The 14,317-nt window shown below is 71.1% G+C and carries 12 protein-coding genes; 6 read left to right on the top strand and 6 right to left on the bottom strand.

Going from position 1 to position 14,317, the window contains the following annotated elements:
- The 3 genes from FV233_RS17730 to FV233_RS17720 all read left to right on the top strand — a co-directional run.
- On the top strand, positions 1-1,035 hold a 1,035-nt coding region (locus FV233_RS17730; protein ID WP_147898245.1), incomplete at its 5' end, for an acyltransferase.
- 95 nt (positions 1,036-1,130) lie between these two features.
- Positions 1,131-1,559, top strand: coding sequence for an RNA polymerase sigma factor region1.1 domain-containing protein (locus FV233_RS17725; protein ID WP_147898244.1), 429 nt, complete (start codon positions 1,131-1,133; stop codon positions 1,557-1,559).
- 75 nt (positions 1,560-1,634) lie between these two features.
- Positions 1,635-2,024 (top strand): phage holin family protein, encoded by a 390-nt coding sequence (locus FV233_RS17720; RefSeq protein ID WP_147898243.1) that lies wholly within the window; start codon positions 1,635-1,637, stop codon positions 2,022-2,024.
- A 40-nt stretch (positions 2,025-2,064) separates the two neighbouring features.
- Here the strand turns inward: FV233_RS17720 and FV233_RS17715 are convergent, their stop codons facing one another.
- The 3 genes from FV233_RS17715 to FV233_RS17705 form a co-directional block, all read right to left on the bottom strand.
- Positions 2,065-3,768: a sensor histidine kinase gene (locus tag FV233_RS17715; protein WP_147898242.1), complete on the bottom strand. Its 1,704-nt coding sequence runs from the start codon at positions 3,766-3,768 to the stop codon at positions 2,065-2,067.
- A 6-nt stretch (positions 3,769-3,774) separates the two neighbouring features.
- Positions 3,775-6,648, bottom strand: a complete 2,874-nt coding sequence (locus FV233_RS17710) for a PAS domain S-box protein (protein ID WP_187278140.1) — start codon at positions 6,646-6,648, stop codon at positions 3,775-3,777.
- A 149-nt stretch (positions 6,649-6,797) separates the two neighbouring features.
- Entirely contained in the window at positions 6,798-7,022 is a 225-nt protein-coding gene (locus FV233_RS17705; RefSeq protein WP_147854727.1) for a hypothetical protein, read from the bottom strand.
- Between the two features lie 717 nt (positions 7,023-7,739).
- Between FV233_RS17705 and FV233_RS17700 the strand changes: the two genes are divergently transcribed.
- Positions 7,740-7,961, top strand: coding sequence for a hypothetical protein (locus FV233_RS17700; RefSeq protein ID WP_147854726.1), 222 nt, complete (start codon positions 7,740-7,742; stop codon positions 7,959-7,961).
- Positions 7,962-8,139: 178 nt separating this feature from the next.
- Here FV233_RS17700 and FV233_RS17695 read toward each other — a convergent pair whose 3' ends face one another.
- A complete protein-coding gene (locus tag FV233_RS17695; protein WP_147898240.1) occupies positions 8,140-9,003 on the bottom strand; it encodes an SMP-30/gluconolactonase/LRE family protein in 864 nt (287 codons plus the stop codon).
- Between the two features lie 78 nt (positions 9,004-9,081).
- Entirely contained in the window at positions 9,082-10,398 is a 1,317-nt protein-coding gene (locus tag FV233_RS17690; protein ID WP_147898239.1) for a sugar MFS transporter, read from the bottom strand.
- 158 nt (positions 10,399-10,556) lie between these two features.
- Here FV233_RS17690 and FV233_RS17685 point away from each other — a divergent pair, with 158 nt between their 5' ends.
- The gene (locus tag FV233_RS17685) at positions 10,557-11,711 is read left to right on the top strand and encodes an aldose epimerase family protein (RefSeq protein WP_147898238.1); all 1,155 of its coding nucleotides are present in this window, start codon (positions 10,557-10,559) and stop codon (positions 11,709-11,711) included.
- Positions 11,708-13,507 (top strand): IlvD/Edd family dehydratase, encoded by a 1,800-nt coding sequence (locus tag FV233_RS17680; RefSeq protein ID WP_147854722.1) that lies wholly within the window; start codon positions 11,708-11,710, stop codon positions 13,505-13,507. Before FV233_RS17685 ends, FV233_RS17680 begins: the two co-directional genes overlap by 4 nt.
- 30 nt (positions 13,508-13,537) lie before the next feature.
- On the opposite strand, the gene FV233_RS17675 is transcribed toward FV233_RS17680, so the two are convergent.
- Positions 13,538-14,278 (bottom strand): FadR/GntR family transcriptional regulator, encoded by a 741-nt coding sequence (locus FV233_RS17675; RefSeq protein ID WP_147898237.1) that lies wholly within the window; start codon positions 14,276-14,278, stop codon positions 13,538-13,540.
- Positions 14,279-14,317: the final 39 nt, after the last annotated feature.

Genomic DNA, 14,317 nt, shown 5'->3' with positions numbered 1-14,317 from the left:
CTGTTCGCGATCCTCGTCGTGCTCTCGCACGCGCCGGAGCTGGCGGACGGCAATCGGTCGCGCGAATGGCTCACGCAGGTGTTCGGCACGCTGTCGCTGGGCGAGGTCGCGGTGGACGGCTTCTTCCTGGTGAGCGGCTACCTGATCACCGCGAGCTACCGCGCCAAGCGCTCGTTCTCCGACTACCTGAAACGGCGGGCGCTGCGGATCTATCCGGGCTTCGTGGTGGCGTCCCTCCTCTGCATCGCCGTCGTCGCGCCCCTCAGCGGCGGTGACGTGGCCGCGATCTCGCCGGCCGAGACCGTGCTGCGCCTGTCGCTGCTGCTGATGCCGGTGGTCCCGGGTGCGTTCGAGGCGCTGCCCTATCCGATCCTTAACGGATCGCTCTGGACGATTCCGTGCGAGTTCGGCTGCTACCTGCTGCTCGGTCTGGTCGGCAGCGCGCGCGCCCTGCGGCGGCGGCGGCGCTACCTCGTCCTGCTCGCCGGCCTCGGGGGAGTCCTGGCCCTGCGCTGGCTCGTCCTGCCGATCGGCCAGCCCGGGAATGGGCTCGGCATTCTGTCGGAGATGATCCGCCTGAGCTTCATGTTCTGCTGCGGCGGCGCCTTCCAGCTGTTCGGCGACAAGATCGCCTATACCGGCCGGGGCGCGGCCGCTGCCGCCTCGCTGCTCCTGCCGCTGATGTTCAGCCCGCCGCTCGCCGAGCCGGCCTTCGCGCTGCTCGGCGGCTACCTGATCTTCTGGTTCGCCCTGGCGGTGCGCCCCAACGCCCTGAGCCGCGCCACCGCGCGCGTCGACGCCTCGTACGGGCTCTATCTCTATGCCTGGCCCGTGCAGAACCTGCTGGTCGCCCATCGGCCGGACCTGTCGCCCGGGACGGCCGCGATCCTGGCCCTCGCGGCGGCGATCCCGCTGGGCTTCCTGAGCTGGTACCTGGTCGAGAAGCCGATGCTCCGGCACCGGGCCAGCACGCACCGGCCCGGGATCCTGGGTGCCGGCGACGCCCTGACGACCGCCCCCGCGCTCGGCCGGTGACCGCGCGGTAACCGCCGGGATCTTCGCGGGTTCTCGTCGGGAGAGCGCCGGCCCTTGGGGGTCGGCTGGGGGTCGGTTGGCGGCCGGAGCTGGCGATGACGCAGACGATCGATCGCGGGACGTTGGACCGGCTGATCGCCCTCGGCCGAGGGCGGGGCGCACTCACGGCGGACGACCTGCAGGCCGCCCTGCCGATCGACCGCATGGATGTCGACGCCCTGGTGCTGGTGATGCTGGAGCTCGACGCCGCGGGGGTGAGCGTCGAGCCGGAGGCCTTCGGACCGCCCGTGGATCGGGCGATCCCGGGATCGGTGATCCTCCCGGGGCAGCAGCCCGGGACGCCGCCGCCGGCCCTGCCGGCCGGCGGGACCGGGGCTCCGGCCGACGCGGCGGAGCCCCGGCCGATTCGATCAGCCGCCGCGCCGGACCGGGATCCCGACGACAGCCGCGACGCCACCCGGGCCGTCGCCCTGGCGGCGCTTGCGACGTTCCTCATCCTCGGCGCCGTGCTGCTGATGCTGTGAGCATCGGGCCGGAACGCTTGCGCGGGCGGCTCGGTTGGCCCAGGCCCTGACGGATCGAGAGGATAGACCCGCACCATGCGTCAACGAGCCGACGGCACCCTGGCCCTGCTGGTCGCGGCCCTGCGCGAGAGCGCGACGCATCTGGAATCGCTGCTGAGCCTGGCGCGGGCCGAGATCGACGGCAACGTCCGGGCCATCGTCTCGCTGGTCGCGATCGTCGGCACGATCCCCGTGCTGCTGATCGTCACGTTCTTTCTCGGGCTCGACGGAATCGTGAAGCTGCTCGCCGTGCCGTTCGGCTCCGAGGCGCCGGCGGCGCTGATCGTGGCGACGCCGTTCCTGGTCGCGGCGGTCGCGCTCGGCTGGCTCGGCCTGCGCCGGATGGCGCTGTCGAATCTGGAGCCGTGGCGCACCTGGCGTCAGGTCAAGCAGGACGCCCGCGCGGTGGCGCGGCCCCGGGGGTGATCCGGGGCACCCGCCGCCTGCGGGAGGAGGGGGCGCCGCTCTACTGCGTCGGGACCAGGATCGTGCTCGGCCCCGGTTCGAGCGGCACGTCCAGATGGCAGCGCAGGCCCCCGGCCTCGAAGGCGAGGTCGACCAGGCCGTCGAGTTCGCGCCGCACGCCGCCGGAGATCAGACGGGTTCCGAAGCCGGCCCGGGCCGGGGGCTGCACCGGCGGGCCGCCGCTCTCCTGCCAGGTGAGGCGCAGGCGCGGCATGCCGCCCTCCGGCGCGGACAGCGACCACGCGACCCGCACGTGCCCCTCCGGCACCGAGAGGGCGCCGTACTTGCCGGCGTTGGTGGTCAGCTCGTGGATCGTCATGCCCAGGGCCAGCACGTGCCGGGGGGAGAGCGCGACGTCGGGCCCGTCGAGGGCGATCTGGTCGCCCTCCGTGCGATAGGGACTCAGCTCGCTCTCCAGCACCTCACGCAGGGAGGCGCCGCTCCAGTCTTCGCGGGTCAGGAGATCATGGGTCTTCGACAGCGCCAGGATCCGCGCCTCGAGGACGCCCTCGGCGCCGCGGGACTGGCGGGCCAGGGCCTGCACCGTGGCCAAGGTGTTCTTCACCCGGTGGTTCAGCTCGTGCAGCATCGTCACCTGCTGTTCCTGCAGGGCGCGACCGTGGCGGATCTCGGCGTGCAGCGCGTCGGTGTTGCTCTGGAGCGCGGACGCCATGGCGTCGAGCTTGCCCCCGAGGCGGCCAAACTCCGTCGCACCGCGCAGGCCCGTGCGGGCGGCGAGGTTGCCGACCTGCCAAGCGGCCGCCGTGCGAAGCAGGTGGTCGATCGGGCGGCGGATGAACATCCGTCCGGCCAGGAGCGCTGCGGCCAGCGCCAGGAGCGCGCCCAGGGCGATCAGCACCAGCCCGCGGCGGGTGGCGGCATCGATATCCGCGAAGGCCGCCGCGCTGTCGGGTCCGACCACGAGGCGCACCCCGGCGAGCGGTCCCTCCGGCATGGCGGTGGCGATGACCCGGGTGCGGCCGTCGAGGCCCTCGTCGATGCGCACCTCGCCGTCCCGGGCCGTCCGCATCACGCCGCGCTCCGGCGGGATCGGCTTGCCGATCCAGTCCGCCCCGTCCGGGCGCCGCGCGATGATCAGGCCGTCGCGGTCCGTCACCGTGATGGCCGTCTCGGCCTGGTGCAGGGTCTGCTCCAAATGGTCGGACAGCCAGTCGAGATCGACGGCGGCCAGCAGAAGGCCGGTCGCGGGGCCGTCGGTCGCGTCCCCACCGGCCACGACCCGGGCGAAGTGGATCGAGGGCCGGTTCGAGACGGTCCCCAGCGCGTAGCCGCCGACCGCGAAGCCGCCGGCCTCCAGGGCGCGGTGATGATAGGCGCGCGCGCCGGTCGAGTAGGATCCCGGCGCCGAGCCGGCGCTGTCGCAGATCACCGCGCCGGCGGGATCCGTGAGTGCGATCAGGATCACGTGCGGGAGCCGGGCGGCGGACCGCTTGAGGTAGGCTGCGCAGGCGGCGGGGTCGTGTGCCCGCACGGACGGATCCCCGGAGATGAGGTCGAGGGCCTGGCGCATCCGCTCCGACAGCTGGGCGAAATCCTCAGCCGCGCCCCGGACGGTGGCGAGGGCGTCGGCGCGCACCGCCGCATCGCGGCTCGTGCGCAGCGCGACCTCGTTGTAGCCCTGGATCGCCAGCGCCGGGGTGAGCGCCAGCAGCACCAGCAGCAGGATGCGGGTGGTGAGCGACATGGCCGGTCAGTCGAGGCCCGCGATCATCGCCCGCACCCGGGCGGCCAGGGCCTCGACCGGGAACGGCTTGGTCATCATCCGCATGCCGGGTTCGAGGTGGCCGTTGCCGAAGGTCGCGTTCTCGGCGTAGCCGGTGATGAACAGGACCTTCAGGTCCGGCCGGTCCGGGCGGATGGCGTCGACCATCTGCCGGCCGTTGAGGCCGCCGGGCAATCCGACGTCGCTGATCAGCAGGTCGATCCGCCCCGGCGCGCGCAGCAGCGCGAGGCCCGCCTCGGCGTCCGCAGCCTGGAGCGCGGTGTATCCGAGGTCGCCCAGAACCTCGGCGATCAGGTCGCGCACCACCGGGTCGTCCTCCACCACGAGCACCGTGTCGCCGTGCTCGGCCCGGTGCAGCGCGACGAGACCGGATTCCGCCGTCTCGGACGGTGCGACGCCGTGGTGACGCGGCAGATAGAGCTTGACCGTCGTGCCGCAACCCGGCTCCGAGTAGATCCGGACATGTCCCTCGGACTGCTTGGCGAAGCCGTAAATCATCGACAGGCCGAGCCCGGTGCCCTGGCCGAGGGGCTTGGTGGTGAAGAACGGGTCGAACGCCCGGGCGGCGACCTCCGGGCTCATGCCGGTCCCGGTGTCGCTGACGCTGAGGCAGACATACGCCCCCGCGTTCACGCCGGCGTGAACGCGGGTGTAGGCGCGGTCGAGATGGGCGTTGGCGGTCTCGATCACGAGGCGGCCGCCCTCGGGCATCGCGTCCCGGGCGTTGATGGCGAGGTTGAGCAGCGCGTTCTCGAGCTGGTGCGGGTCGCAGAGGGTCAGCCACAGGCCGCCCGCGGTGACGAGTTCGAGGTGGATCCGCTCGCCCAGGGTCCGCCGGAGCAGGTCCTCCATGCCGGTGACCAGCGGGTTGGCGGCGGTCGGCTGCGGCTCCAGCGGCTGGCGCCGGGCGAAGGCGAGGAGGCGGTGGGTCAGCGCCGCGGCGCGGTTGGCCGACGACAGGGCCGCGCGGGCATAGCGCTCGATCGCGTCGGTGCGGCCCTGCTGGATGCGGGTCTGCATCAGGTCGAGGGAGCCGACGATGCCGGTCAGCAGGTTGTTGAAGTCGTGGGCGATGCCGCCGGTGAGCTGGCCGATCGCCTCCATCTTCTGCGCCTGGAGCAATTGCTCCTCGACCCGGCGTTGCTCGGTGAGGTCCCGCCCGACGATGTAGAACAGCCCGGTTCCCGGATCGGGCACCGCCGTCCACATCACCACCCGGCGCTCGCCCGCGCGGGTCAGGACGCGGTCGACGAAGCCCGCCACCGTCTCGCCGGCCGACAGGCGGCCCACCACCTCGGCGGTCTCGGCGTGGTCGCCCGGATCGACGATGTCCAGGAACGGCCGGCCGAGCAGTTCCGCCTCGCTCCAGCCGAGCATGTGCGTCCAGGCCGGATTGACGGTCTTGAGGAATCCGTCGAGGCCCGCCGTGCCCATCAGGTCGTTGGTGGTCTCCCACAGCCGGTCGCGCTCGCGGGTCCGCTGGGTGACCTCGGAGAGGAGGGTGGCCTCGACCCGCTTGCGGTCGGTGATGTCCTGCACGAACACGTGGAAGCCGTCGACCGCACCGTCGGCGTCGCGCCGGGGCAGGTAGCGGATCTCGGCGTCGCGGTGGCGCCCATCCTGGTGGGGCCAAGCGATCTCGAACCGGACGGCCTCGCCGGCGCGGGCGCGCTCGACATAGGCGCGGCGCAGCTCGAAGGCCGCGGGCCCGAGCAGCACCCGCACGTCCTGACCCACGATCTCCGCGGCCGGGCGGAAGAACCAGTCCTGATACGCCGCGTTGGCGAAGCGGTAGACGTAGTCCCGGTCGATGAAGGCGATGAGCACCGGCAGCGCGTCCGTGATGAGGCGCAGCTCGCGCCGGTCGGCCTCCGCCCGCTGCTCGGCGGATTTGTGGTCGGTGATGTCGCGCACCGCCCCGACGAACCGGATCGGGCGCCCCTCGGGGTCGCGTTCGAGCGCGCCGCGGCGGGCGATCCAGCGTTCCGCGCCGTCATCCGCCCGCCGGATCCGATAGGCCACGTCGGCATCGGTCAGGCCGGCGCCCCGGTCCGCCCATTGCGCGACGCGTCCGGCATCCTCCGGGATGACGAGGCGGACGACCGCGTCGATCGGCAGCGTCTCCTGCTCGGCCAGGCCGTACAGGCGGAAGAAGTGCGGCGTGGCGTGGATGACGTTCTGGTCGAGGTCGATGGAGAAGACGCCAACGCCGCCGGCCTCCTGGGCCCGGCGCAGGCGCGTCTCGGAGGTGCGCAGCGCCGCCTCGGCCCGGACCTGGGCACCGATCTCGGCGTTGACGCCGAACCAGCGCACAACCCGGCCGGTGGCGTCCCGCAGCGGCACGATCCGCGTCAGGAACGGCCGGAACATGCCGTCGGCCCCGCGCAGGGGAAACACCATCTCGAACGGCTCGCCGGTGGCGATCGAGGCGGCCCAGACCGCCATCACCCGGGGCAGCGCCTCCGGGTCGTGGACGCTCTGCCAGCCCCAGCCGGCCATGGCCGCCTGCGTGGTGCCGCAGTAATCGAGCCAGCGCCTGTTGTACCAGTAGAGATAGCCGTCGCCGCGGGCGAGCCAGCACAGGATCGGCAGGTGGTCGGCGAGCCGGCGGAACTCGGCATCGTCGATCCGCTCGGGATCGGGATCGGGCAGGACCGCGTCGCTATGGGCGGGCCGGTGCCAGTACGCGCGGTCGAAGGCAGTCTCGTCCCGCGACGCCTCGTCCCGTACCTCCACCCGGCTCGCGGCGAGCGCGGTGCGCAGGCGGGTGACTTCGTCCTCGAGGGCACGGGTGCGGCGCCGGAGAACCTCCGCCTCGTCCGCGCTCAGGGCACCGCTCACGCGCGGACCGCGCGGCATCGGCCGGGCACGGGCGGCGCACCGGTGGGGATGAGATCGAAGGCTGTACGCCGGCTCATCTCGGCCTTGTTGCAGAACCGGCCGGCGCTCGCCAGCCCGTGGGCGGGCCCGGACTTGAGAGGTGGCGGGCGTTAATGTGCGCGGCCGCGCGCGCCGCCGGCCACGGGACGCAGGTGCAGGAAGCTGCGCTCGCCGGTGGCCGCCTCGGCCACGTGCTGGATCGTGTCGAGCAGTTCGGTCACCGCCTGCGGCGCATCCGGGCGGAACTGCGCCTTGGGCTCGACCCAGCGCTTCTGCGTGCGCCGCGCGGCGATCTGCGCTTCGCTCAATGCATCGAAATCCCGGCGTCGAACCATGGCCCAGCCCTCCGTCCGGAACTGTGTCGGCGCATGGTTGACGAAGGGTTAACGGGTCGGAGACGGCGATGCCGTCGCGACGATCGCGCGGGCGGTGACCCTATGGCGGCGTCGGCCCGCGCGGGCCCGTCCGGTCGGTCAAAGTCCGCACCAGCCTGAGCAAGACCGCGCGGATATGGGCGCGAAGGGGGGTGTTTTCCGCCATGGGTCGGTTACGGCGCTACGAGGCTGGAGGTTTCAGAAACCCGCCATTTCGAAGGGCGTTGCTACGTAAAAAGGCGGTCGTGCGCGGAGACCGTCGCTCCTCCCATCACCCAAGGGCGTATGGTCAAGCCGCCATCAGCGCGTCTGATCTTTGGGTATTGATGAAGCACTGATCTTTGAGAGAACGCTTCGGATATGCGCCCGTACCATCTCTTTTCTGTTTGAACCGCCGCCCGTTCCCTTCACGGCAGGCGGCTCATCGGCGGTCGTCATGGCTAAGCCCCAAGGTCAGAAGCGCCGCCGCTTCGGGCCACCGGGTGTGGGTGGGCGGGCTATCTGCCAGATCTATAGTAGATCGACGCGCTCAAATCCCGGACGCATTGTGGTGAATCGGTCCAATTCACGTTTTAGCTAGGTTAAGGTTTATCGCAGCCGACGTTGGTCGCGGTGGCCCATCAAACTACGTAGAGATAGTCCGGGCGCCCGCCACAGGGGTTCATCAGGGGGATGTCGGTGCCCGAGCGCTTCTACTTCGATGTCGAGAACGGCCGGGAGCGGATCCGGGACGAGGTGGGCGTCGAGGCCGAGAGCCTGGAGGAGGCCCTGGACGAGGCGCGCAGCGTGATCGGAGAGATGGCGGGTTCCGTCGGCACGGGCGCGTCCGGCGGGTCGTGGACCCTCGTCGTGCGGGATGCGACCGGCGCGGTGGTCGGCCGCCTGCCGATCCGTGCGTGATGCCACCGCGATCAAAGAACCCGCCGCGGCACAGGCCGGGCGGGTTTGAAGGTGGTCTCGTCTCGGAGAAGGCCCGACCGTAGACGCGGCACTCCCGCGCCGCATCCCCCATCCGAGGGAAGCGGCCACACGATATAGCGAGCCCTCGGACGGTGCGCCCGGCCGGAGGATCGAGCGGTCAGCCCCCGAACGCCCGGGGCGGCAGGCCGGTTACGCCGACATCGAGCTCGAACAGCGCGCCCGCGGACGGCTCGTGCTCGACGCCCCGCGACGCCGACGTGACGAACAGCCGGTCGAGCCCAGGTCCCGCGAAGGCGCAGCTCGTGATGTTCGTGGCCGGGAGCGGGATGGCCTTCAGGAGGCGCCCCTCCGGATCCAGCCGGCTGATCCGGCCCGCACCCCAGTGGGCGATCCAGAGGCAGCCGTCCGCATCCGTGGTCATCCCGTCGGGCCAGCCCCAGGCCTCGGGAAAGCGCAGGAATTCCCGCTTCCCCGCCAGGGTCCCGTCGGCGGCGAGGTCGAAGGCGAAGACGGTCCGGGCGGCGCTGTCGCTGTGATAGAGGATCCGGCCGTCGCGGCTGAAGGTCGGACCGTTGGCGACGCCGTAGGCGCCGTCCATCCGTCGCCAGCTCAAGTCCAGGTCGAGCCGGTGCAGGGCGCCCGAGACCGCGGTCTCAGCCTGGTGCATGCTCCCGGCCCAGATGCGGCCGGCCGAGTCGACCTTGGCGTCGTTCAGGCGGTTGTCCGGAAAGTCCGGCTCCGGATTGCCGATCGGCGTGACTTGGTCGGCCTCCAGATCGAACAGCGCGAATCCGCTCTTCAGGCCGATCACGAAGTCGCGCCGGCCGGCCCGGGGGATGATCCAGCCGATCGGCTCGGGAAACGGGCGCGTGCCCGTGGCGCCGCCGGCAAGGTCGAGCCAGCGCAGGGCCGGGGCCTCGATGTCTACCCAGAACAGCCGCCCCCGCTCGGGCACCCAGACGGGTCCTTCGCCGAGCCGGTCGCGCTCGGGGCGGGCGACGATGCGGAACTGTGCCTCCATGGGATCGCCTTCTCGAGTCCGGCGGAGGACCGCAGCCCACCGCGTTACGCTGAACCGTGGACGGGGGCCGATATCTTCTCAGGCGCGGTCGGAGGCACCCAGGCCCGGCCGGCTGCCCCACAGCGCGAAGAACAGGACGTAGAGTTCGCAGGCGGCCGTGATGAGGAAGGAGTGCTGCAGGCCGAACCGGTCGGCGGCCCAGCCCTGCACCACCACCAGGGAGCCCCCGGCGATCGCCATGATCAGCAGCCCCGCCCCCTCCTCGGTCAGCGGGCCCAGGCCGCGGATGCCGAGGGTGAAGATCGTCGGGAACATGACCGCGTGGAACAGCCCCACGGAGATCAGCGCCCACATGGCCAGCGACCCCGTCGCGAAGGTCGCCACCAGCATGACCGTGAAGGCCGCCAGGGCGGCGCCGGCCAGGATGGTCTCGGCGGACCGCACCTGCATCAGGTAGCTGCCGACGAAGCGGCCGATCATCATCCCGCCCCAGAGCAGGAACAGGTAATGCGAGGCCTGCGTGTGCGTGAGGTCGCCGATCTCGGGCTGCGAGACGAAGTTGATGAACAGGTTCGACACCCCGATCTCGGCGATCAGGTAGATGAAGATCGCCGGCACGCCGAGCACGAGGTTGCGGTGGCGCCAGAGCGACAGGCCGGTGCGCTCGGCCTTGGCGGCCTGCTTCGCGGCCTCGCCTGCGCCGCCGCCCATGGCGGGAAGCGGGAAGCGTGCGATCACCACGGCGAGCACGACGAGGATCGCCGCCACGATCAGGTAGGGGAGTTGCACCGACTGCGCGTCGGCCAGTCGCTCGGCCGCGGTCAGGGTCGTGCCGGCGGCGAGGTTGCCCGAAGCCGAGCGTCCGAGGATCAGGTAGCCGCCGAAGAGCGGCGCGAGCGTCGTGCCGAGCGAGTTGAAGGCCTGGACGAGGTTGAGGCGCGCCGGGGCGGTCTCCGGGGGGCCGACCACCGCCACGTAGGGGTTGGCCGCGACCTGGAGCAGGGTGATGCCGCTCGCGATGACGAACAGGGCGGTGAGGGTGATCGCGTACGAGACCTGATGCGAGGCCAGGACCATGCCCAGCGTGCCCAGCGCCATGATGCCGACGCCCACCACCAGGGCACGCTGGTAGCCGATGCGCGCGATCAGCTTCGCGGCCGGGATCGAGGCCACGAAATACGCGATGAACCACACCGACTCGATCAGCGTGGTCTGCGTGTAATCGAGGTCGAAGACGCTCCTGAGATGGGGTAGCAGAGTGTTGTTGATGACCGTAATGAAGCCCCACATGAAGAAGAGGCTCGCGAGCAGCGAGAGGGCCGGGCGGTAGCTGCCGCGGTCGGCCGACGCCGTTCCAGCCGCGGGCGCTCCGATGCTCGCGATCGGTCCTGCCATCAAACGTTTCCTCATCCCGGGGCCGCTTTGCCGCGGCCCGATGTTGTGAATTTCATTTGTATGAGTATATAGCGGAGTTTAAGACGTCAACCGCGGCACGCGTCGAGCGCCGGCGCACGATCGGCAAGCGGGAGGCGGGCATCTTGCGGGGAGATCACATGCGTGGAGTCGGGGCTGTGGCGCTGGGCGCCTGCGCGGCGATCCCTGTGGCGGCCCAGGCTGCCGAGCCGGTCCGCACCGTGTTCGGCACCCTGCCGGACGGCCGGACGGTCGAAGAGGTGACGCTGACCAACGGCAGGGGCGTCACCGCCCGCGTGATCTCGTGGGGCGCCCTGCTGCGGACGCTCGAAGTCCCGGACCGCGCCGGAAAGCCCGCCGACATCGTCCTCGGCTACGACGATCTCGCCGGCTACCTGGCCAAGCCCAACTATTTCGGAGTGAGCGTCGGGCGCTACGCCAACCGGATCCGCGGAGGCCGCTTCACCCTCGACGGCCGGACCTACACGCTGGCGACCAATGACGGATCCAACGCGCTCCACGGCGGCACGGCGGGATTCGACAAGCGGCTCTGGACCATCACAGAGGTCAAGGGCGGCGCCGCGCCGTCGGTCAGCCTGCGCTACGTCAGCCCGGACGGCGAGGAAGGCTATCCGGGTACGCTCACCGTGACCGCAACCTACGCGCTGGACAACACCGACACGCTGTCCGTGACCTACCAGGCGACCACCGACAAGCCGACGATCGTCAACCTGACCAACCACAGCTTCTTCAACCTCGCCGGGGAGGGCTCCGGCCGCTCGATCCTGGGCAACGTCCTGACGATCCCAGCCGAGCGCTACACGCCCGTGGACGCGACGCTGATCCCCACGGGCGAGCATGTCCCGGTGGCGGGTACGCCGTTCGACTTCCGCACACCGACGGTGATCGGCGACCGCATCCGCGACGGACGCGACATCCAGATCGTGCGCGGGCGCGGCTACGACCACAACTGGGTCGTCACCGACGCCCCCACGACCGAGCCGCATCTCGTGGCCCGGGTCGAGGACCCCGAATCCGGCCGGATCCTCGAAGTCGCCAGCAACCAGCCGGGCGTCCAATTCTACGCGGGCAACTTCCTCGACGCGACCGCGGTGGGCAAGTCCGGCCTGGCCTACCGGCAGTCGGACGCCCTCGCGATCGAGCCCGAGCTTTTTCCCGACACCCCGAACCAGCCGGCCTTCGGCTCGGCCCGCCTCGATCCGGGCAAGACCTACCGGAACGTCATCACCTACCGCTTCTCCACTAGCGCGGCACACCGGACCCACACGAAATGACCGATCGCCCGAACACACGGCCCCTGCGCTCGCGCGCGTGGTTCGACAACCCCGACAACATCGACATGACCGCGCTCTACCTGGAGCGCTACCTGAACTTCGGCCTGAGCCTCGACGAGCTGCGCTCGGGCAAGCCGATCATCGGCATCGCCCAGACCGGCTCCGACCTGTCGCCGTGCAACCGGCACCACCTCGTGTTGGCGGAGCGCGTGCGTGAGGGCATCCGCGAGGCCGGCGGCATCGCGCTCGAATTCCCGGTCCATCCGATTCAGGAGACCGGCAAGCGGCCCACCGCCGGCCTCGACCGCAACCTCGCCTATCTCGGGCTGGTCGAGCTCCTGTACGGCTACCCCCTCGACGGGGTCGTGCTGACCACGGGCTGCGACAAGACCACGCCGGCCTGCCTGATGGCGGCCGCCACCGTGAACATCCCGGCCATCGCCCTGTCGGTGGGCCCGATGCTCAACGGCTGGTACAAGGGCCAGCGCACCGGCTCCGGCACGATTGTGTGGCGCGCGCGCCAGATGCTGGCGGCGGGCGAGATCGACCACGACGGATTCATCAAGCTGGTGACTTCGTCCGCGCCCTCCACGGGCTACTGCAACACCATGGGCACGGCGACGACGATGAACGCGCTCGCGGAGGCGCTCGGCATGATGCTGCCGGGCTCCGCGGCGATCCCGGCCCCCTACCGGGACCGACAGGAGGTCGCCTACCTCACGGGCAAGCGCGTGGTCGAGATGGTCGCCGAGGACCTCAAGCCGACCGACATCCTGACCCGGGAGGCCTTCCTCAACGCGATCGTGCTCAATTCGGCGATCGGCGGCTCGACCAACGCCCCGATCCACCTGGCCGCGCTCGCCCGCCACGCCGGCGTCGAACTCGACATCGCCGATTGGCAGACCCACGGCCTCGACGTGCCGCTCCTGGTCAACCTGCAACCGGCCGGCGAGTATCTCGGCGAGGATTACTACCGCGCGGGCGGTCTCCCGGCAGTGGCCGCGCAGCTGATGCAGCGCGGGCTGCTCCACGAGGGCGCCCTGACGGTGAACGGGCGCACCATCGGCGACAATTGCCGCGGTGCGGTGATCGAGGACGAGGATGTGATCCGGCCGATCGACCGGCCGCTGAAGGAGGCCGCAGGCTTCCTGGTGCTCCGCGGCAACCTGTTCGACGCGGCGATCATGAAGACCAGCGTGATCGGCGAGGAGTTCCGGGAACGCTACCTCTCGAACCCCGACGATCCGGAGGCCTTCGAGGGCCGGGCCGTCGTGTTCGACGGGCCGGAGGATTACCACCACCGCATCGACGATCCGGCGCTGGCGATCGACGACAACAGCATCCTGATCATGCGGGGCGCCGGCCCGGTCGGTTATCCGGGGGCGGCCGAGGTGGTGAACATGCGCCCGCCCGCCTACCTGATCCGCTCAGGCGTGCACGCGCTGCCCTGCCTCGGCGACGGGCGCCAATCCGGCACCTCGGCCTCGCCCTCGATCCTCAACGCCTCGCCCGAGGCGGCGGTCGGCGGCGGGCTCGCGCTGCTGCGCACCGGCGACCGGGTGCGGATCGACCTGAAGCGCGGCACCGCCGACATGCTGCTCGACGCGGACGAGATCGAGCGGCGGCGCAAGGCCCTGGAGGAGGCCGGGGGATACGCCTATCCGGCATCCCAGACCCCGTGGCAGGCGATCCAGCGCGCGAGCGTGGGGCAGATGCACACCGGCGCGATCCTGGAGGGGTCCGAGCGCTTCCAGCGCATCGCCCAGACCAGCGGCCTGCCGCGCGACAACCACTGACGCGGAACCCCGCCGCCGCGGCGGCAGGGTTCACGCCGTCAGGGACAGTTCGGTGTCGGACAGGGCGAGGCGGACCAGTTCGGTCATCGCCACCCGCGCCGCCTCGACATCGCCGGCCACAATCGCCTCGTACAGGATCCGGTGATCCGGCATCGGGTCCCGGGGCAGGGCGCTGCGACGCTGCTTGAAGATCGTCGTCCAAGTCACGGCAGCGGCAATGGAACTCGACAGGGCCATCAAGGGTCCGTTGCGGGCCGCCTCCAGGATCGTGTTGCGGAACGCCTGGTCGGCGGCCCGCCCGATCTCGGTGGCGAGGCCGTAGCGTCCCATCTCCTCCAGGGCGTGCCCCATCCGGGAGATGTCGAGGGCGGAACGCCGCTCGGCCGCCAGGGCCGCCGCCGCCGGCTCGACGATCATCCGCAGTTCGAACAGGTCCCGGATGAACGTTTCGCTCGGCTCGGCCTCGAACGCCCAGGCGAGGATATCCGGGTCGAGCAGGTTCCAGCGGCTGCGCTGGGTCACACGGGTGCCGGTGCGCGGCCGGCTCTCCACCAGCCCCTTGGCGCTTAGGATGCGAATCGCCTCGCGATAGGCGGTGCGCGAGACCTTGAGCTGCTCCGAGAACTCGATCTCGCCCGGTAGCACGTCCCCGGGCGCGTACCGGCCGGCCAGGATCGCGATGCCCAGATCGCGCGCCACCGAACCGTGAATCCTGCGCGAGCCCGAGGCCAGCGGCAGCTTGATGTCCTCGTAGCCCGGATCCCCCCTCAACTGTCACCTCCGGTCCGAAGCCGCCAGGACGGGGCAGGA

It is taken from the genome of Methylobacterium sp. WL7, from assembly GCF_008040085.1.
GTDB lineage: Bacteria > Pseudomonadota > Alphaproteobacteria > Rhizobiales > Beijerinckiaceae > Methylobacterium > Methylobacterium mesophilicum.
The sequence above is the reverse complement of the archived record's forward strand: the minus strand, read 5'-3'. Positions and strand labels throughout refer to the sequence as shown.

Coding starts and splice junctions, on each gene's coding strand:
- FV233_RS17680 (WP_147854722.1), top strand. CDS start 11,708: ATGACCGATCGCCCGAACACACGGCCCCTGCGCTCGCGCGCGTGGTTC.
- FV233_RS17695 (WP_147898240.1), bottom strand. CDS start 9,003: ATGGAGGCACAGTTCCGCATCGTCGCCCGCCCCGAGCGCGACCGGCTC.
- FV233_RS17715 (WP_147898242.1), bottom strand. CDS start 3,768: ATGTCGCTCACCACCCGCATCCTGCTGCTGGTGCTGCTGGCGCTCACC.
- FV233_RS17720 (WP_147898243.1), top strand. CDS start 1,635: ATGCGTCAACGAGCCGACGGCACCCTGGCCCTGCTGGTCGCGGCCCTG.
- FV233_RS17705 (WP_147854727.1), bottom strand. CDS start 7,022: ATGGTTCGACGCCGGGATTTCGATGCATTGAGCGAAGCGCAGATCGCC.
- FV233_RS17685 (WP_147898238.1), top strand. CDS start 10,557: ATGCGTGGAGTCGGGGCTGTGGCGCTGGGCGCCTGCGCGGCGATCCCT.
- FV233_RS17725 (WP_147898244.1), top strand. CDS start 1,131: ATGACGCAGACGATCGATCGCGGGACGTTGGACCGGCTGATCGCCCTC.
- FV233_RS17690 (WP_147898239.1), bottom strand. CDS start 10,398: ATGGCAGGACCGATCGCGAGCATCGGAGCGCCCGCGGCTGGAACGGCG.